The 19940-nt window shown below is 38.9% G+C and carries 14 protein-coding genes and 4 pseudogenes; 7 read left to right on the forward strand and 11 right to left on the reverse strand.

Features of this window, described 5'->3' with window-relative positions; translation table 11 throughout:
• Positions 1–143 precede the first annotated feature (143 nt).
• From RCG23_RS07235 to RCG23_RS07260, 5 genes and pseudogenes are all read right to left on the reverse strand, one after another.
• Positions 144–1124, reverse strand: coding sequence for an ABC transporter ATP-binding protein (locus tag RCG23_RS07235; RefSeq protein WP_308179990.1), 981 nt, complete (start codon positions 1122–1124; stop codon positions 144–146).
• Positions 1117–2119 (reverse strand): annotated as a pseudogene (locus RCG23_RS07240) (ABC transporter ATP-binding protein). Before RCG23_RS07240 ends, RCG23_RS07235 begins: the two are co-directional and overlap by 8 nt.
• A gap of 16 nt (positions 2120–2135) precedes the next feature.
• Positions 2136–2990, reverse strand: a complete 855-nt coding sequence (locus RCG23_RS07250) for an ABC transporter permease (protein WP_308179177.1) — start codon at positions 2988–2990, stop codon at positions 2136–2138.
• A 3-nt stretch (positions 2991–2993) separates the two neighbouring features.
• The gene (locus RCG23_RS07255) at positions 2994–3950 is read right to left on the reverse strand and encodes an ABC transporter permease (protein WP_308179178.1); all 957 of its coding nucleotides are present in this window, start codon (positions 3948–3950) and stop codon (positions 2994–2996) included.
• 129 nt (positions 3951–4079) lie between these two features.
• Positions 4080–5666 carry an ABC transporter substrate-binding protein gene (locus RCG23_RS07260; protein ID WP_308179179.1) on the reverse strand — a complete coding sequence of 529 codons (1587 nt, stop codon included), beginning with the start codon at positions 5664–5666 and terminating at the stop codon, positions 4080–4082.
• A gap of 346 nt (positions 5667–6012) precedes the next feature.
• Here RCG23_RS07260 and RCG23_RS07265 point away from each other — a divergent pair, with 346 nt between their 5' ends.
• Positions 6013–6396 carry a VOC family protein gene (locus RCG23_RS07265; RefSeq protein WP_308179180.1) on the forward strand — a complete coding sequence of 128 codons (384 nt, stop codon included), beginning with the start codon at positions 6013–6015 and terminating at the stop codon, positions 6394–6396.
• A 210-nt stretch (positions 6397–6606) separates the two neighbouring features.
• A pseudogene (locus tag RCG23_RS07270) lies at positions 6607–8125 on the forward strand (MDR family MFS transporter).
• A 40-nt stretch (positions 8126–8165) separates the two neighbouring features.
• Here RCG23_RS07270 and RCG23_RS07275 read toward each other — a convergent pair.
• From RCG23_RS07275 to RCG23_RS07285, 3 genes and pseudogenes are all read right to left on the reverse strand, one after another.
• Positions 8166–8888 carry an SDR family oxidoreductase gene (locus tag RCG23_RS07275; protein ID WP_308179181.1) on the reverse strand — a complete coding sequence of 241 codons (723 nt, stop codon included), beginning with the start codon at positions 8886–8888 and terminating at the stop codon, positions 8166–8168.
• Positions 8889–8937: 49 nt separating this feature from the next.
• A pseudogene (locus tag RCG23_RS07280) lies at positions 8938–10679 on the reverse strand (phospho-sugar mutase).
• A 309-nt stretch (positions 10680–10988) separates the two neighbouring features.
• Positions 10989–11387: a YhcU family protein gene (locus tag RCG23_RS07285; protein WP_308179182.1), complete on the reverse strand. Its 399-nt coding sequence runs from the start codon at positions 11385–11387 to the stop codon at positions 10989–10991.
• 169 nt (positions 11388–11556) lie between these two features.
• On the opposite strand from RCG23_RS07285, the gene RCG23_RS07290 reads away from it, so the two are divergent.
• The gene (locus RCG23_RS07290) at positions 11557–12477 is read left to right on the forward strand and encodes an RluA family pseudouridine synthase (RefSeq protein WP_308179183.1); all 921 of its coding nucleotides are present in this window, start codon (positions 11557–11559) and stop codon (positions 12475–12477) included.
• Between the two features lie 442 nt (positions 12478–12919).
• On the opposite strand, the gene RCG23_RS07295 is transcribed toward RCG23_RS07290, so the two are convergent.
• Positions 12920–13177, reverse strand: coding sequence for a GlsB/YeaQ/YmgE family stress response membrane protein (locus tag RCG23_RS07295; RefSeq protein ID WP_308179184.1), 258 nt, complete (start codon positions 13175–13177; stop codon positions 12920–12922).
• Positions 13178–13773: 596 nt separating this feature from the next.
• On the opposite strand from RCG23_RS07295, the gene RCG23_RS07300 reads away from it, so the two are divergent.
• Positions 13774–14391 (forward strand): DUF47 domain-containing protein, encoded by a 618-nt coding sequence (locus RCG23_RS07300; RefSeq protein ID WP_308179185.1) that lies wholly within the window; start codon positions 13774–13776, stop codon positions 14389–14391.
• Between the two features lie 11 nt (positions 14392–14402).
• A pseudogene (locus RCG23_RS07305) lies at positions 14403–15404 on the forward strand (anion permease).
• A gap of 42 nt (positions 15405–15446) precedes the next feature.
• On the opposite strand, the gene RCG23_RS07310 reads toward RCG23_RS07305, so the two are convergent.
• Complete coding sequence (locus RCG23_RS07310) at positions 15447–16079, reverse strand: HAD family hydrolase (RefSeq protein WP_308179186.1); 633 nt, start codon at positions 16077–16079, stop codon at positions 15447–15449.
• Between the two features lie 319 nt (positions 16080–16398).
• Between RCG23_RS07310 and RCG23_RS07315 the strand changes: the two genes are divergently transcribed.
• Together RCG23_RS07315 and RCG23_RS07320 are read left to right on the forward strand one after the other, a co-directional pair.
• Entirely contained in the window at positions 16399–17700 is a 1302-nt protein-coding gene (locus RCG23_RS07315; RefSeq protein ID WP_308179187.1) for an NCS2 family permease, read from the forward strand.
• 161 nt (positions 17701–17861) lie between these two features.
• Entirely contained in the window at positions 17862–18437 is a 576-nt protein-coding gene (locus RCG23_RS07320) for a YitT family protein (RefSeq protein ID WP_308179991.1), read from the forward strand.
• A 66-nt stretch (positions 18438–18503) separates the two neighbouring features.
• Here the strand turns inward: RCG23_RS07320 and RCG23_RS07325 are convergent, their stop codons facing one another.
• The gene (locus tag RCG23_RS07325) at positions 18504–19406 is read right to left on the reverse strand and encodes an aldo/keto reductase (protein WP_308179992.1); all 903 of its coding nucleotides are present in this window, start codon (positions 19404–19406) and stop codon (positions 18504–18506) included.
• Between the last annotated feature and the right edge of the window lie 534 nt (positions 19407–19940).

Consider the following 19940-nt stretch of genomic DNA (forward strand, 5'->3'; position numbering starts at 1 on the left):
CCTAGAATCAACACCGCACGAAGGAAATGCGATAGCATTTTCGAGGAGCTCGCACCTTCCGTTCCAATCAACTTCTTTTTCACGATTTGCTTTTAAAAACCTATTTACAAAACAACAATCTTATAGAAAACGGCCTTTAGATATTAATATAAATGGCAGGCTGCCATATGTTCACCGTCCACTGCTTTTAATTCAGGATCCACTTCCGCACATATCGGTTTCGCTAAAGGACACCTCGTTCTAAATCTGCAGCCCGTTTCCAGTTCTATTGGACTTGGCAGCTCACCTTTAATGATTTCCCTTTTGCTACTTTGTGCTTTAATTGGATCGGGAATTGGAATGGCAGACAGCAGAGCTTGAGTGTACGGATGTAATGGCTTCGTGTACAGATCTTCGCTTTTTGATATCTCGACAATTTTCCCAAGATACATCACGCCAATTCGATCAGAGATATGGCGAACCATCGATAAATCGTGTGCGATAAACAAGTAGGTGAGATTCATCTCACTCTGTAAATCTTCCAGCATATTTATTACTTGCGCTTGAATGGAGACGTCAAGTGCAGAAATTGCTTCATCGCACAGAATAAATTCGGGATTTATAGACAGTGCCCTTGCAATACCAATCCTTTGTCTTTGTCCTCCGCTAAATTCATGCGGAAACTTATCCAGGTCTTCTTCTTTTAATCCCACCTTTTCCAAAATTTCAATTATCCTTTTCTTTCTGTCACTTTTTGAAAGTTTGGTGTGAATTTCCATTGGTTCATCTATAATTTCACCGATGTTCATATAAGGGTTTAGTGAAGAATAGGGATCTTGAAAAATCATTTGCATTTTTTCCCGGTAGGGTTGAAGCTCTCTTGTATTCATTTTTGCAATATCTTTCCCATTAAAAATAATTTCTCCCGCAGTAGGATCATACAAACGATTTAATGTTCTCCCCAAGGTTGATTTACCGCATCCTGATTCTCCAACCAGTCCAAAGGTTTCCCCTTTATAGATATGAAAAGAAACATCGTCGACCGCTTTCACTACTCGGTTATCTTTTTTAAATAGTGATGTTTTTAATGGGAAGTATTTTTTTAAATTCTTCACCTCAATAAGCTTTTGGCGAGTGTCAGCCATCAATTTCATCCCCTCCTCCGGCTAAGAAGCACATGCATTTTTGTGTGGCTGAAAAATTTTTATATTCAGGAACCATTTCAAAACATTTATCAATGGCAAATTCACACCGGTCAGAAAAAGGGCATCCCTGTGTAACATTTTTTAGAGAAGGTGCTGAACCTTTTATTGGCTTTAATCTTGATTTTTCTCCATCCACACGAGGAATGGAATTTAATAAAGCTTTTGTATATGGATGTTTAGGTTCATAAAAGATTTCATGTGCCATTCCTTCTTCCATGACCATTCCTGCATACATAACGATGATTCGGCTGCAAAGAGTGGCTACGACACCTAAATCATGTGTAATTAACATCACGGACATGTCTTTTTCTTTCTGAAGCTTCTTCAATAATTCAAGAATTTGCGCCTGAATCGTTACATCAAGTGCGGTTGTTGGCTCATCCGCAATTAAAAGCTTCGGATTACATGCCAAAGCCATTGCAATCAGAACCCTCTGTCTCATCCCTCCGCTAAATTCATGCGGATATTGATTCACCCTTTTTTCAGGAGAGGGGATTCCTACCATTTTAAGCAGTTCAATGGCTTCAAGCCTGGCTGCCTTCTTTTTCATGCCTCTCACACGTATTAAAAGCTCTAAAATATGGTCTCCTGCTTTTTTTAAGGGATTTAGGGCTGTCATGGGATCTTGAAAGATCATCGCAATGTCACGGCCTCATCGCTCTTTTTTCTTTTTTGGTTAAACTCTCAATATGCTTTCCATCTAAAAGAATTTCTCCTTCATCAACTTTAGCATTAGAAGGAATAACGCCCAAAATAGATTTCACCATGACACTTTTTCCGCTTCCTGATTCACCCACAATCCCCAGTATTTCACCCTTTTGGACGGTAAAGTCAATACCCCTGACTACCTCTATCCTGGAATCCCCATCATAAAAGGAAGTTCTTAGACCTTTTACTTCAAGCAGATTCCTTTTTTCTTCTATGGTGTGTGTCATAAATCTATGTCCCTCCTTATCTTCCGCTTGTTTTTGGTTCAACAACGGCCCTTAGAACATCACCTAATTTATTAAAAGAAAATACAGTTAGTACAATAAGCAGCCCAGGCAATATCGCCATATGAGGTGCAGTCCCCAAATTCCCTTGAGCACTTTGCAGCATACTTCCCCACGAAGATAACGGCTGTTGAATCCCCAATCCTAAAAAACTCAGTGCTGATTCCATTAAAATGGCATTTGCAATACTTACCGTTGATGCCACAATAAAGGTAGGAAAAACTGCTGGTATAATGTGTTTTATGATAACTTTTTTCATTGATTGGCCTGATGATTTTGCATACAGGACGTATTCTCTTTCTTTAATGGAGAGTGTCTCAGCACGGACCAGCCTGGCTGTACTCATCCATGTAAAAAGCCCAATAACGAGAATAATAGCTTTCAAACCAGGAGTGAGAAAAATACTAACCACTGTTACAAGAATCATCCACGGGATGGAAGAAATAACATCGACCATTCTCATCAAAAAATTGTCAATACGGCCTCCGAAGTAACCACTAATCGTTCCAATTAAGACACCAATACTGGTAGATATCAGCATCGCTAAGATTCCGACCGTTAAAGAGATCCTGCCTCCATATAATGCACGGGTTAAATAATCCCGGCGAAGCTCATCTGTTCCAAACAGATGCATTGAATTTGGCTCAATCAATACATTCGTAACGTCCACTCTGTTAGGAGGAAATGGCGATAAAAAGGCGAAAATCGAAAGTATAATAATTAAAACGAGGAATATTAACGCAAAGGCAGCCGTTTTATTTCTTTTAAGTTCTATTTTAAACTTTTCTATTCTTCTATTTCTTTCAGCAGCCAACTTCTATTCCCCCATTCCCTTTATTCGTGGATCTACGATACTGTACAAAATATCTGAAACTAGATTTCCGATAATTACTAAACTTGATGAAAGGAGCATAATTGCCATTACAATCGGATAATCGAAGCCTTGAATGGCTTTGACAAAATAAGTGCCAATGCCCGGCCAGCCAAAAACTGTTTCTGTCACCACTGCACCTGTAACCAACATCGGAAGACTCATACCTACAATCGTAATGATTGGAAGCAAAACATTACGAAGAACATGTTTAAAGAGAATAACCGCAGGATTTGTTCCATAGGCGTGTTGTACCATAACATAGTCTTCGGAAAGCTGGCCAATTGTGGAGGAACGGATATAACGGACAAGCTCAGGCATAAATGAAAGCGTTAAAACTGTACAAGGTAATACCATATGGCTAAGAAGATCTGAAAACGAGCCTTCATTCCCTATCGTGTGCATCCCTAAAATAGGAAAAATATTAAGACGGTACCCAAAAATAAATACTAATATCATCGCCATCCAAAAACTAGGAATTGCTATTCCAAAAGAACTCAATCCATCTATTATTTTATCAGCCAGCTTACCCTTTCTTGCACCCGAGATAAGCCCCAGAATGATAGACAAAAACAATGCTAAAATATAGGCTGGTAGAACAAGCATAATTGTATTCGGAATTCTTGCGGCAAGATCTTTAGAAATACTTTCATGTGTAACGATTGAATATCCCCATTCACCACTCAATATCCCTTTAACCCAGTAAAAATATTGCATATAGGCTGGCTGATCCAACCCATATCTTGCTTTAATCAGTTCTACCGTTTTCTTCGTCATATTCGGCGTTGTCATTGCATCAATTGCATCGTACAGGGCCATCTGAATGAGCCCAAAGCAAATAACAGAGATAATGATAAGTAAAGGAATTGCCTGCAAGATTCTTTTATAAATGTACTTTAACAAAAGAGAATTCACTCCTTATTTGTCCGCATTCGAACTTTTATTCCACTAAATATGATTCTTTATTTCTTTTATTAATAAATAAAGATAAACAGCAAAACTGTTTATCTTTATTTCTACTTTTTTATTTTATTAATAGGAAAGCTTAGACATATCTTCAAATGTATAGACTGGCACTAATGCAGCATCCTCTATTCCATTTATTCTAGAATCAATAGCAAGGATCCGTTTGTTTTCTGTGATTGGATAGAATGCAGCGTCATCAATAATATTTTTTTGAATTTCTTCATAAATTGCTTTACGCTTTGAATCATCTTTCTCAACTCGGCCCTGATTAAATAAGTCATCCACTTTCGTATTACTGTAATGCATATAGTTTGCTGAACCATTAGTTACAAAAAGGGAATTAAAAGTATCTGGGTCAATTCCCATGATGTATCCACCAAGATACATATCAAAGTCTGTTTGCACGCTCTGAAGTTTTTGACTTAGAGCAGTTCCGTCCAAGCCTTTTAGCTCCACGTCTATTCCGATTTCTTGCAGATTTTGTTGGATGACTGCGGCTTGCTTTTGCTGGATCGGGTTATTGGCTGTATAAGCAAGTTTTAATTTTGAACCTGATACTCCTGCTTTGGCTAACAGATCTTTTGCCTTATTCTTGTCAAATTTATACTTTTCAACATTATCAGTGTAATAGGTTGCTTTTCTTGGCAAGAATGAGTAGGCAGGTTTTGCATAATCACTTGAAATGTAGCTTGCAGTAATTATTTCTTTTCGATTTAGGCCATATGCAATTGCCTGTCTAATTTCTTTTGACTGCACTGCTTTTGAACTTAAATTAAAGGCTAAATAACCGATTCGTCCTTCATCATAAGGTTTCAAGGTTATATTTGAGCTGTTGTTAAACTTACTGGTATCAGAAGGCTGGATGGCAAGTGCATTAATTTCTCTGTTTTGAAGCGCCATTGTAGCTGTATTTGCATCCATAATAATACGGTATACAACCTTTGAAATCTTTGGAGCCCCTAAGAAATAATCATCATTCTTTACAAAAGTAACGCTTTCCCCTGCTTTATATTCCTTGAATTTGTATGGACCTGTACCAACAGGTACTGCATTTTTAGGGCTGTTAGCTATATTTGTTTCGCCATCATAAACATGTTTAGGCATTACGAAGATATTTCCCAATGCTTCCATTGCACCCATACTTACCTCAGGCAGAACAAATTTCACAGTATAGTCATCAACTTTTTCCACTTTGACTGGCTTGTTGTTAAAGATAAGCTGACTTCTTGCCCAGCCGCCATTAGACTCTTTTAACATTTCATTGTAAGTGAATACTACATCATCAGCTGTAAATGGTTTGCCATCATGCCACGTGACATTTTTTCTTAATTTTGCTGTATATGTTAAGAAATCGGATGAAGGTGTCATGCTTTCAGCTAAAAAATACTTGATGTCGTCTTTTCCATTGTACATGTACAACGGTGAGTATAGTGCCTTAATTTCCATCAATCCGTAACGGTCACCCGTTGTAATGACATTTACTGCATTTCCGGGATCTCCATCAATTCCATAAATAAATGTATCCGGCTTCTTGCCTTCCTTACTCTTATCGTTCGTGCTTGCTTTATCTGTCGACTTTGAAGAACAGCCTGCAAGTACAAGTAATACACTTAATAGAATGGCTACAATCATGTTCACATTTTTATTGCGCACGTGTATATTTCCCCCTGTATAGAAATTTCAGTTACAAATAGAATAATAGTTTTAACTAATATTCTTCATTTCCTATTATTCTTATATGCTTTGACGGTATTAACTTTACATGACTTTTCATTTAAAGTAAATAAATTAATATTATGTTTTTATTTTCCACACCCCTTATAAATTTCTGCGGTAAATGACATAAATTCTATATAATTAATATGCGGAAGCAGACACTATTAGGACAAGCATATTTCATTTCCTTTACTTTTCTTTTCTTTCCCACTAAACTATGTTATTTATTAAATCTTAATGTTAATCTCGTCTTATGAAATCATATTGTATGGGAGGAATTAGTATGTTGGGGAAAAAAATTGACCATGTTGGCGTAATGGTCAGAGATATTGAACGTTCCATAGCATTTTATCAGGAAATTGTCGGGATGAAATTAATAGACAGATTCACACATTCTGATGGACATATGGTTTTAGCCTTTCTGAGCTTTGGAAGCCACGGTGAAACAGAATTGGAATTGATACAAGGATATAACGACAATCTTCCTGAAGAAGGCAAAGTCCACCATTTTGCTGTAACAGTAGAGAACATTCAGGAAGAGTTCGAACGTATTAAAGGATTAGATGTGAGGTTAATAGATGAGGAGATCACTATTCTTCCTAATGGATACCGTTATTTCTTCTTCCACGGACCAGACGGCGAATGGGTCGAATTTTTCCAACGATAAGCATTACAAGCTGTCCTAAGAAATTGCTAAATTGCAATTTATGGACAGCTTTTCTTTTTAACTTTGATCTGGGGCTAAATGATAATTAAAACAAGGCGAAGTGTGCTGTCTTGCCCATGAAAAATTGACAATTTTTCATTTATTAAAATAAACTTAGGTATCTTGGAAAACATCTGCATTTATAGAAAATTATTTTTTAGGGGGATATATATGGTAGAAAGAGACCAAAATCTTAAGCTGGTTGTCACCGGCTTGCTGCTGGCAATTTTAACTGGCCGCTATGGATAATACGATTGTTGCCACTGCCATGGGGACGATCGTCTCTGATTTAGGGGGATTTGACAAATTTATTTGGGTGACATCTGCCTATATGGTAGCGGTAATGGCCGGGATGCCAATTTTCGGAAAGCTGTCCGACATGTACGGCCGAAAACGATTTTTTATTTTTGGATTGGCCGTTTTCCTCATCGGTTCTGCACTTTGCGGCATTGCTGAGAGCATCGTCCAATTAAGTATTTACAGGGCCATCCAGGGAATCGGTGGCGGAGCTCTTATGCCGATTGCTTTCACCATTGTGTTTGATATTTTCCCGCCTCAAAACCGCGGTAAAATGACAGGCTTGCTCGGTGCAGTATTTGGTGCAGCAAGTGTACTCGGCCCTTTGCTTGGTGCCTACATTACTGATTATATCAGTTGGCATTGGGTATTTTATGTTAATGTTCCAATCGGAATCGCTTCTCTCATTTTAATTGTCCGATATTATAAAGAATCACTGCAGCATTCCAAGCAAAAAATTGACTGGCTAGGAGCGATTACGCTTGTCATCTCTGTAGTCAGCTTGATGTTTGCCCTTGAATTGGGCGGGAAAGAATATGACTGGAATTCTATACAAATTCTAAGCTTATTTGGAAGTTTCATTGTATTCTTCATTGCCTTTTTCATTGTGGAAGCAAAAGCAGAAGAGCCGATTTTACCACTATGGCTCTTCAAAAGACGTTTATTTGCTGCCTCTCAGCTTCTTGCGTTTTTATATGGAGGCACGTTTATTATTTTAACTGTTTTTATTCCTATATTTGTTCAGGCTGTTTACGGGGGTTCAGCTAAAAATGCAGGATTGATTTTAACACCAATGATGTTAGGTTCCGTGGCAGGAAGCTCCTTTGGCGGTATCTTCCTTACTAAAACCACTTATCGGAATTTAATGATCGTGTCCATCATCTCTTATGTCTTTGGAATGTATTTTCTTGGAACAATGACTCCTGAAACCTCTAGAGCATTTGTTACTCTATACATGATTCTGGTTGGATTTGGAGTAGGTTTTTCATTTTCTCTTCTTCCTACCGCATCCATGCACAATTTGGAACCGCAATATCGCGGCACAGCGAATTCCACCAACTCATTCCTTCGCTCATTTGGAATGACTTTGGGAGTCACTATTTTTGGAACAATCCAAAGCAGCATGTTTACTGATAAATTAAAAGAAGCCTTTAAAGGTGCGGGTGGCCAGGGCGGAGGCGCTGCTTTTAAAATGGGCGATCCGCGCCAGATATTCCAATCGGACCAACGTTCTAAAATTCCTGGATTTATCCTGGATAAAATCGTGAATGCGATGTCTGAATCCATTACGCATACCTTTATGCTCGCATTAATTCCGATCGCACTTGCCGCAATTACGATTTTTTTCATGGGCAAATCCCGCGTGGAAGTGATTATGAAGCCTGGTAATTAAAAAAACGAGGAGAGCTCTTCTGAGTCTCTCCTCGTTTTTTTTAAGCGATAGGATATTGCTGAATCAGCGGGTGTAGAACGATTTCATCAATGACCATGTGTTTGGGAGCAGAAGCCATGTAAACGACTGCTTTTGCAATGTCTTCAACTTTTAGCCAATCCTCTTTTTCAGGAACCCCTTGAGAGCCTCCTGCGAAATAGGTGTCGACCATGCCTGGATTAATTGTCCCAACCCGGATACCATATTCGCGGACTTCCTGTGCCAGCGATCCAGAGAAGCCCTGAACAGCATATTTGGTGGCGGTATACGCGCTGCCATTGGCAATCGTATATCGCCCTACATCTGAAGAAATGGTTAAGATCGTGCCCGATTTACGCTCCTTCATATGAGGAAGAACTGCTTTCGCCCCCAGGAATACTCCATGTACATTTACTTCAAATACTTTCTGCCATTCGTCAAACGTGACTTCCTCTGTTAATTTGAAGAAGCCTATACCTGCATTGTTAACAAGCAAATCAATATCGCCGTAAGCTTCCATCGTTTTGGCGACAACATTCTGAACGTCAGCTTCCTTGGATATATCCGCCTGGACTGCCAGTATATTTGTGAACCCCTTCTGCTTTAACTCTTCAGCAGAAGCATACACCTCATCAGAGCTTCCAACTACCGTCAGCTTCATTCCCTGACCGGCCAGCTGGAAGGCAATTTCCTTTCCGATTCCTCGTGACGCACCAGTGATAATTGCAACTTGGTCTTTTAACATATACTATACTTCCCTTCAAGTTTACCTTCTGGATGTATAAGAACAAATATTACTTTTCTTCTGCCATTTTCACTTTTTCATCTACGAGATCCATAAATGCTTTTTCAACCGCCTTTAATTTCTGCTGGCTTTCCTCTAGGCTGGTACTGTTAACCCCAAAGTAAAACTTCACTTTTGGTTCTGTACCTGACGGCCTTAGGCAAACCCATGACCCATCAGTGAAGGTATATTTAAGCACATTCGATTTAGGCAGTTCGATTGTTTCCGTGGTACTCCCTGTCAGACGAAGACTGGTCAAGTAATCCTCTGCTGCCTGCACCTTTAAATCACCTAGAGAGGTTAATGGTTCAGATCGGAAGGATGCAAGAATTCTTTGGATCATTTCTGCGCCGTCTTTTCCTTTTAACGTCAATGAACGCAGGCCTTCTAAATAATAGCCATATTTTTCAAAAACCTTCATTAACCCATCATACAGAGATAATCCTTGTTTTTTGTAATACGCAGCAACTTCAGTAGCTAAAAGAGCCGCCTGGACAGCATCTTTATCACGCGCGAAGTCACCGATCAAATAACCATAGCTCTCTTCGTAACCGAATAGGAATGTATATTCACCCGACTCCTCATATTCCTTTATCTTTTCAGCGATAAATTTAAAGCCAGTCAGGACATCGATAGTATCAAGATTATACTCAGCTGCAATTTTTCGTCCAATTTCAGAGGTAACAATCGTCTTAAGGACTACTCCATTTTGTGGAAGTGTACCTTTTGCTGTTTTTTCCGAGAGGATATAGTCAAGCAGCAATGCTCCTGTCTGGTTTCCTGTTAATACTACATATTCGCCTTCTGGATTCTTTACAGCAATGCCAAGCCTATCAGCATCTGGATCCGTTCCAATCAGAATATCCGCACCAACCTTTTTTCCGTCGCGAATCGCGAGTTCAAACGCGGCATGTTCTTCAGGATTCGGGCTTTTAACAGTCGAGAATTCCGGATCTGGAAGCTCTTGCTCCTTAACAATATGTATATTATTATATCCAAGCTGTGCCAGTGCCCTCCTTACAGGCATGTTGGCCGTTCCGTGTAACGGAGTGAACACTACTGTTAAATCAGTTCCCTTTGAAAGTTCGGGATTTTCAGAAATCGTAACCAGCTTGTCAGTGTATGCAGCATCGATTTCCTCTCCGATTTTTTTAATCAAACCACTTTTCATTAATTCTTCTTCACTGGAAACCTCAATCAAAAGCTCATTTTCAATCTCATTCACTTTTCTAATAACCGAGTCAGCACTTTCAGGAGGAAGCTGGCCACCATCAGAGCCATACACTTTATAGCCATTATATTCAGGTGGATTATGGCTTGCTGTTATAACAATACCTGAAAATGCATTTAATAATCGGACGGCAAACGATAATTCTGGAGTAGCCGCAGTTCTTCGAACACATAGGTTTGAATTCCTCTTGTTGCCAGAGTTCTGGCTGCCTCCATTGCAAACTCGGGTGATTTGTGGCGAGAGTCAAATGCAATTACTACTCCTCTTTTTTTCGCTTCGATTCCCTGTGATTCGATGAAGGCCGCAAGCCCAGCTGACGCTTTCCGGACAGTATAGACATTCATCCGGTTCGTTCCAACTCCTAATTCACCGCGCATTCCACCTGTTCCAAATTCTAAATCTTTATAAAAAGCTTCTTCAAGCTGTTTTTCATCAGCTTTAATTTCCTCTAATTGTGATTTCAATTCATCATCTAATTGCTCAAATTCGATCCATTTGGTCGCCTTTTCTTTCCAAGCCATTCGATCTCCTCCTGCATTTCAAGTATTCTTATTTTTTCGTTTTCTTTTTGTAAAATCCTTCATATTCACGAAATAATATAAAGAAGTTACAGTATGTATTATTTGCTAATGCAAGCATTTCTTATTTTATATGTAAATGATCCTTTTTTCCATCCTTCAATTACTCTTCTACTATTTCCCATGGCCTTTATGTTTTAATTTAAATTAATTCAGATATTTTATTTTCACCGGTAAGATGTGATAAAGTCAAAATAAAATAAAATAAAATGAAATAAAAAAAAGCCTGCACCCTATGCAGACTTTTCAAGGCTATATGAGCATTTCATTTGCTGGCCTTGTATATAAGCTAAAAACATTGCTCTTTACTGCTTTAGCATTCAGGAACTGTTCGTATTCGAATGGAAAGTAAAAACCATATTCCCTTAATACATAAACATTTTTGTTGAATAAAGATTCATAATAATCCTCTTGTTCTGTTGTTTCCAGAATGAATATCATTGTTTGCAGGGTTGCCATTACTTGAAAGGCTTCTCTTAATGTGCCAAAATGATCGAAATGCCGGACTGATGCATGAAGTACTTTTAGCTGCTCGAATTCTCTTATCTTTTTATCTGAGAAAAAACGAGGGAAAACATTTGAGTAAAAGTATTGAATCAGATCGCTGATTTCTTCCTCCTGACTGGGTGTAGATGCATAAACAATCTTCACTTAAAACCCACCTTTTTAATCCTTTTAAACTTTACTTTAGAATAACATATTAAGGAAGATTTTTAGGGTGGTAATTATACCCACGGTAACGGTAATTTTTAGTAAAATTAGGAGCCCTGTTGGCAGATAAACTGAATAAAGGTACTACTAGTGCAGAAAGGAGAAAAATTTGCTGCTAACTAAAAAAATAGGTAAATGGTATGAAATAATCATCCCTAAAGAGTGGAACGAGGTTACAGTTGATGGGATTTTCAGAGAAAAGTGGCAGGTTCCAAAAAAAATAACTCATTCCTTTCGAACACAAAAGAAAGTACATTTAAACGGTGAGCCGGCAAACTGGAATGTTCCGCTCTCCACTGGAACGAAGATGCAAATACTTTTATTTGAAGAAGAAGAATTTTCTATGTCACCTGCTTTTATTGATGTGGAAATCTTATTTGAAGATGATCATTTAATTGTTTTCAACAAGCCCCCCTTCATTAATACACATCCTAACTCTGAAGGAGACAATGATACGCTTGCAAATGCAGCTGCCTTTTATTTGCTGGCAAGGGGCGAAATTAGAAATATCCGCCATATTCATAGGCTCGACCGTGATACTTCAGGAGCCATTTTATTTGCTAAGCATCCACTTGCAGGAGCTCTTTTAGACAAAATGCTTGAAAACAGGGAAATAAAAAGAACTTATTTAGCTCTTGTTCAGGGAATTTTATACCGCAAACAGGGGACTATCCATGAGCCCATCGGGCGTGACCGCCATCACGCAACAAGACGGCGCGTTTCTCCTGCCGGGCAGGATGCGATTACCCATTATAAGGTTTTGAAGGAAGATCCCAAAAAACAAATATCCATCATAAAGTGCTGGCTGGATACTGGAAGAACTCATCAGATTCGTGTCCATCTGAGCCATATTGGGCATCCGCTCGCAGGTGATGTTTTATATGGAGGAAAACCTATTTATAAACGTCAGGCTCTACATGCAGCCAAGCTCGAATTTAAACATCCCTTAACAGAGGAAGTGATTGTCTGTCATGCACCATTCATAGATAATCCCCCTATTTTTAGGGATATAAGTGTCGAAACGCTATAAACAAAAGTCTGTTTTCGTATACTTTGTTGCTATTAAGGAGTAATTGATTTCCCCTCCAGGATGCTCGCTTTCCGCGGGGCGGGCGGTGAGCCTCCTAGAATCAACACCGCACGAAGAAAATGCGAGAGCATTTTCGAGGAGCTCGCACCTTCCGCTCCATTCAACTTCTTTTTCAACGGTTTTCTTTAAAAAACCTATTTTCAAGACAACAATCCTTTAGAAAACAACCAAAGAACAAAAGGCGCAAGCGCCCGGGTTAGCCCCGACAGGCATAAGACGAATCACGCAGGAAATCCTGATTTCTGGAGTGATTTGGCTTATGACCCCGAGGGGCTGGGCGCTGGAGCTAGATTAATACAACTTGTAGAAGTTATCCACTTCATTCAATTTTATAATTTCCTAGACGACAAAAAAATACCTCCCGAATGGGAGGTACTCTTTATTAATCGTGAGTTCTGCGCATGCCCTTCATGATAAGGCTGAGAATGAATACGAGAACTGCAGCACCGATAATCGCCGGGATGATTGCAAAGCCAGCTACGTCAGGACCCCAGTCACCAAGAATCAAGCCACCTAACCATGCACCTACAAAACCTGCAATAATATTTCCAATGACGCCGCCAGGAACATCTCTACCTACGATGATACCTGCTAACCAACCGATAATACCTCCAATAATTAAAGCCCAAAGAAAACTCATTTAAATCACTCCTTAAAATTTTAATAATTATTTCACTTTTTTCCGGATACGACTGCTGCAGTCTCAAGCAGATGTTCAGCAAAATCATAACTTTTAAATGGTCATTTGTTTTTCTTTTGCTGTTGCTAACTGCTTGTACCTTTAAAATACCCGAAATCTTTTTATTTAAACCACATCATTTAAAATAGGACTTTGAAAAACAGCACAGCTTTATTTCTGCCCGGTTTCTTCTATAATATTCTCCGCCATTATTTAAACGAGTAGTTTTTTTGTCTTTTCTCCACACAAAGAGCGACCGCAAATGCGCTCGCTCTGTATATAAAACGGCATATGCCGTAAATAACCGGATTAACTTCAAAACACCATTGAAAGGATAGTATCCATTTTTTAGGGTATACCATTTATATGATTTTTTGTTCCCGCTGTAAATATGTCCAAAACCAATTATTGAAAATTTTTAGAGTGTAGTTTTCAGAATATTCTTTTGTTAAGTTTTTGTAAATTCACTATTAACAATTCCATATTCGACATTTTTTTTATAAAATTAAACTCGTTTGGTGAACTAATTTTTGGATGAAAAAATGGGGGTTAAAAACATGGCATTGAAAAAGAACGATAAGTTTATGCTTCTATTGAGTAATATCTCTGCGAACTTAAAGGAAAGCAGCAACTTCTTTACAGAATACAAACTAAATAACGTAAGTGATCTTAAGATCTTTTCTGAAAAGATGAAGGAATATGAAACAAAAGGCGATTCATTCGTTCATGAAGTAATTAAAGAATTAAATGATGCTTTCATCACTCCAATTGAGCGTGAAGATATTCTTCATCTTGCTATCAGCATGGACGATGTACTTGACGGCTTGGAGCACTCTGCGGCTCTATTCAAAATGTACTCCATCACAAAAGCTGATGATTTTATGCTTCAGTTCGTAGAAGCGATTCAAGGCAGTGTAAATGAAATTGATAAGGCAATCGCGCTTTTATCAAGTAAAAAGCTTCTTGCCATTAGAGAGCATGCCATTAAAACAAAGGATTTCGAATCAAAATGCGATAATATCCTTCGCCAATCCATTAAACACTTGTTTACGATTGAAAAAGATCCTATCCGCATTATTCAATATAAAGAAATTTACGAAAACCTTGAAGAAATTGCAGACAGCTGCCAAAGCGTAGCCAACACATTAGAAACTATCATTATGAAAAATGCTTAAGGAGTCCTAATATGAGCAGCATATTTATAATAACGATTTTTATTGTTATCGGTGCCCTTGCATTTGACTTTATTAATGGTTTCCATGATACGGCCAATGCAATTGCCACTTCTGTATCCACCAAAGCCCTAAAACCGCGCCAAGCTATTCTTTTAGCTGCAATCATGAATTTTATCGGTGCAATGACTTTTACGGGCGTTGCAAAAGCAATCACAAAGGATATTGTTGATCCGTTTACGCTTCATAATGGCTCTGTCGTTATTCTTGCAGCGTTAATATCAGCTATTTTTTGGAATCTCATTACCTGGTATTACGGTATTCCAAGCAGTTCGTCACATGCTATTATCGGATCAATAGCGGGTGCAGCAATTGCATCAGCTGGGTTCTCGGCACTTAATTACACTGGTTTTATTAAGATATTGCAGGCATTGATTATTTCACCAATCCTTGCTTTTGCAGTAGGTTTTATAATTTACAGCATTTTTAAAGTCATTTTTAGAAATTCAAACTTAACGAAGACAAATCGCAATTTCCGTTATATCCAGGTTGCTACAGCGGCATTACAATCGTTTTCACATGGTACGAATGACGCGCAAAAATCAATGGGTATCATTACAATGGCTTTAATTGCCAATAACTACCTACAGCCAGATGCTGAAGTACCTTTATGGGTACAGGCAGCCTGTGCTATTGCAATGGGACTTGGTACATCTATCGGCGGCTGGAAAATTATAAAAACGGTCGGCGGCAAAATTATGAAAATTCGTCCAATCAATGGGGTTGCTGCTGACTTAACAGGTGCTTTGGTAATTTTCGGAGCTTCCTATATTCACTTGCCTGTCAGTACAACACACGTCATTTCTTCTGGTATTCTAGGAGTAGGTTCTTCCCACCGATTAAAAGGTGTTAAATGGGGTACTGCACAAAGAATGCTGATTACATAGGTTATTACGTTGCCAATTTCCGGGCTTATTGCTGGAATTGTTTATTATCTTCTTAACCTTATTTTATAAAATCACAAAAGCCACGCTATCTATTATTAGCGTGGCTTTTCCTTATTTAAATAGTAAATCTCCGAATGTTTCAGATCTGACAGCCTTTTCATGAAACTCCAAAAAAGATGTTACTTCATTGGGGATTACCGCACAATTCATTCCAGCTGCAATAGCAGCTAAAGCCCCATTTGCTGAATCCTCTATTGCGAGGGCTTCTTGCGGTTCAACGCCCAATTCCTGAAGAGCCTTTAAGTACAAAGATGGATCGGGTTTAACCTTTTCTACATCTTCCTTTGTTTTGATCACTGAAAAATATCCTCTTAAATCAAACTGTTCCAGAAAACCGTCAATCCATTCCCTAGATGAACTTGAGGCTAGTGCAATTTTATAGCCGAGGCTTTGGGCTTCTTTAATTTTTTCAAGCACTCCCTCCCGTACCTCCAGGACACCTCGTAAATCAAGGAATCTTCGGTCCACACGCTCTCTCAGTTCTTTCTTGTCAATATCCCTTCCAAGCTGCGATTCTATGTATTGGTATAAAACTTCATCTGTTGTGCCAATTACTTTAGCAAATTCCTCAACAGGCAAATGAAGACTGAATTGTTCTTCAAGAACTTCCTTAAAGACCCTGAACCACACTGTCTCCGTATCGATTATGGTACCATCAAAATCAAAAATAATTGCTTTCAGCATATTTTCCCCTTTCTCTGAACTTTAGCGCTTCTCCAAAATGGGCGGACCTCGATGAATTCCAGGCAATTCAATATTATACCAGACTTGCAGAATCGGCACCCAACATCCAATTCAAACAGGCTGTTTTAGGAGTACGCCAAAATGAAATCAAACATTTCAATTGGTTTTCCAAGGCCTACTCAAATAAAGAATTCATTATAGGAAATTATATTCTTATCGAAAATGCGATAAGTATTTTTTATTTGAAGTTGATTTTTTCCCCAAAAACGAATATTATATAAAATGTATTTTTAATTGTTCGTATTTAGGAGTGTGCTCAATGTTTAAGCTTAAAGAACACCAAACCACTGCCAAGACGGAAATTCTTGCTGGTTTAACTACATTTTTAACGATGGTATATATTGTCATCGTCAATCCGGTTATTTTATCGGATGCCGGCGTACCTTTTGATCAGGTTTTTATCGCAACGATTATTGCAGCAGTATCTGGTACTCTTTGGATGGCACTGTTCGCCAACTATCCCATCGCTATTGCACCGGGAATGGGAATGAATGCTTATTTTGCCTATTCAGTAGTTGGAAGCCATGGCCATATTGATTTTGAAACTGCCTTTGCAGCTGTATTTGTAGCAGGAGTCATTTTCATCATCCTTTCTCTTACCCCATTTAGGAGTAAATTGATTGAAGCTATTCCTGATAATTTGAAGCATGGAATTACAGCAGGAATCGGATTGTTTATTGCCTTTATCGGCTTAAGACTGACAGGGATTATCACAAAACATCCCACAAATCTTGTTGGTCTTGGTGATCTTCACTCTCCTTCTGCAGTTCTGGCGCTTATTGGGCTGGCTATCACACTGATCCTTATGACATTAAGGGTCAATGGTGCAATGTTTTTTGGAATGATAATTACGGGAGCTATTGCCTTCTTTACCGGGCAGTTATCTTTTGATAAAGGTTTTGTTTCTCTTCCAAAGCTGCCGCACGGACTGATGATCAGCAACCCTATTGATGCTTTTGGACAAGTGTTTGACCACAGTCTTTATGCGGTCGTCTTTTCCTTTTTATTGGTAACAATTTTCGATACAACAGGAACAATGATTGGCGTAGCACAGCAGGCTGGATTAATGAAGGGAAAATCATTGCCAAGAGCCCGTGAAGCTTTGCTTTCAGATTCAATCGCCACCACAATCGGTGCTATTTTTGGTACAAGCCCAACATCTGCTTATATCGAATCTTCAAGCGGGGTCGCAGCAGGAGGAAGAACAGGACTTACAACGCTTACCGTGTCGATTCTATTTATACTTTCAGCATTCTTCGGTCCGCTTGTCGGTGCTGTTTCAGGAATATCAGCCATCACAGCACCTTCGCTGATCATTGTAGGTAGTTTAATGATGGGTAGCATCTCTCATATTAAGTGGGATGAATTGGATGAGGCATTCCCTGCCTTTTTAATCATTCTTAGCATGCCTCTAACCTCCAGTATCGCTACTGGTATTGCGCTTGGCTTTATTTCCTACCCGCTAATGAAGGTAGTCAAAGGTAAATGGCGTGATGTCCATCCTTTGGTTTATCTGTTTGCTGTACTATTCTTTTATCAACTGGCATTTTTGCCGCATTAATTGTTGAAAGAGGCTGGCTCAATAGATCGTTAAATGACGATCCCATTGAGCCAGCCTCTTTTTGTTTCCCCCTATAAACATCCCATCTTTTTATATTCTTGATTCTAAATGCCTCCCAAAATCATATTTTAGAAGAAAAAGACAAGTTGGAGTGATGGCTTATTATAGAAAAAACAGGAGCTGTTCTGTTCGGGAGTATTCTTTTAAGCTTTGGTGTAAATGGATTTTTAGTCCCACATCATTTGCTTGATGGCGGAGTCATTGGTATAGGTTTAATTCTTCATTATTTTTATGGACTGCCAACAGGCCTTAGTATCATTGTGCTTAGTCTGCCGCTTTACGCTTTAGCCTGGTTTTTTGAACGGCGCTATTTTTATTACAGCCTTCATGGGCTGATTATCTCTTCCTTTTGCATTGATTTATTTTCCTTTTTAGATGGGAGATTTCTGCTTGGTATATTGCCGAGTACGATAATAGGGGGTTTTCTTGTTGGAATTGGGATTGGATTGATGCTTCGCTACGAAACAAGCACTGGGGGAACAGATTTACTTGCGCAATTGCTGACGAAATTAACTTCTGTCAACGTTGGAATAATCATTTTTCTAATTGATGGAATAGTGATTATCAGCGGTATTGAAGTGGTCGGTCTTGAAAAGTTTTTCTACTCGTTTATTACGATTCTTTGTGTAGGTTTAATGACCTCCCTGACTGCAGCAAGAAGGACAGAGGCAGTTTGAGTATCGGTTATGCGAATTTTTATTATAAAAGCAAAACACGCTGGCTGACTCGCCGGCGTGTTTTGTTTATGCTACATCATGGCCAATTGATGCAATCCAAATTTTGAACCATTGCTCACGTGACAATTTTATTTTTACTGATTCTGCAGCGGCTGTGATCCGTTCAATTTTCCCAGATCCAACTATTGGTATGATTCGTGCGGGATGATTTAGCAGCCAAGCATACATGAGCTTGTCAACGGAATCAACCCCTGTCTCTTCCCCAACCTCTGTCAGAACACGGCGAAGCTCTGCTGTATCTAAATGGTCCCAAGAGAAGATTTTACCGCCCGCTAAAGGCGACCATGCCATCGGGGCAATCCTGTTCTCCAGGCAATGCTCTATCGTCCCATCCTGAAAAGTATCAACATGCATAGCAGATATTTCTACCTGATTTGTTACAAGTGGAAAATCCAAATAACTTTGTAGCATGTTAATTTGTGAAGGAGTAAAATTTGAAACACCGAAATACTTAACTTTTCCTTGTTGTTTTAGGATTGAAAATGCTTCAGCAACTTCTTCAGGATTCATATATGGATCCGGACGATGGATTAAAAGGACATCAATAAAATCTGTTTTTAAATTATTCAGTGATTGTTCTGCAGACATAATAATATGTTCACGGCTTGTATCATAACGCTTCACGCTGCGTTCTGGAAATTTGGAAGATAATAATTTTATTCCGCATTTGGTGACAATCTGCATCTTGTCCCTTAAAGTCGGGTCCAGCTCAAGTGCCTTCCCAAACAAGCTCTCACACGTATAATCTCCATATATATCCGCATGGTCGAAGGTTGTAATTCCCAGCTCCAAGCATTGCTCTATGAGGCTTACAGTCTCTTCCGCTGACATATCCCACTCAGCCAGGCGCCACAGTCCATGCACAATTCGAGAAAAGGATAAATCTTCAGCCATTTTCACTCTTTCCACTTTAATCATCCTCTCACTCAATATATTCCTTCTGCACTTTACCGAAATAACAAATGAATTGCAACAAATATCATTCAAAAAACAGTAACTACTTAGGTACCAGAAAAAAGAGCCCACACCAAAAGATGGTTTGAGCCTTTAAAGAAGATGTTAATTTTGCAACTAGGACCATCAGGATCCGTTCTTATCTGTTGGGAGATTAGGTTAAACATCCGGCCTGAAAAATAGACGGAAAATTTCCGTCTAATCATTAAATTGGATTGAAAACAGCTTAAATAGACGGAGAAATTCCGCCTATTTACTTAAAAACTGCGAAAATGGGGTACTTTTCTTTGCTTAACCGGAAAACCTCCGCTTATTTCCCCCGAAATGAGCTCCATTCTGCATATAACCGGAAAACCTCCGCTTATTTTAATTTCCCAGGTCACTCTTGATACCCCGTTTACTCTGGTTACTGAGAAAGGACAAACCTTCTTATTTCATACAGACTACCTACGTAGTTACAAAAAACAAATATAAATTCATTAAATATTT

Source organism: Neobacillus sp. PS3-34, assembly GCF_030915465.1.
Classification (GTDB): Bacteria; Bacillota; Bacilli; order Bacillales; family Cytobacillaceae; genus Neobacillus_A.

Coding starts and splice junctions, on each gene's coding strand:
- RCG23_RS07295 (WP_308179184.1), bottom strand. CDS start 13,177: ATGAGTTTTCTTTGGGCTTTAATTATTGGAGGTATTATCGGTTGGTTA.
- RCG23_RS07235 (WP_308179990.1), bottom strand. CDS start 1,124: ATGGCTGACACTCGCCAAAAGCTTATTGAGGTGAAGAATTTAAAAAAA.
- RCG23_RS07315 (WP_308179187.1), top strand. CDS start 16,399: ATGTTTAAGCTTAAAGAACACCAAACCACTGCCAAGACGGAAATTCTT.
- RCG23_RS07265 (WP_308179180.1), top strand. CDS start 6,013: ATGTTGGGGAAAAAAATTGACCATGTTGGCGTAATGGTCAGAGATATT.
- RCG23_RS07275 (WP_308179181.1), bottom strand. CDS start 8,888: ATGTTAAAAGACCAAGTTGCAATTATCACTGGTGCGTCACGAGGAATC.
- RCG23_RS07300 (WP_308179185.1), top strand. CDS start 13,774: ATGGCATTGAAAAAGAACGATAAGTTTATGCTTCTATTGAGTAATATC.
- RCG23_RS07310 (WP_308179186.1), bottom strand. CDS start 16,079: ATGCTGAAAGCAATTATTTTTGATTTTGATGGTACCATAATCGATACG.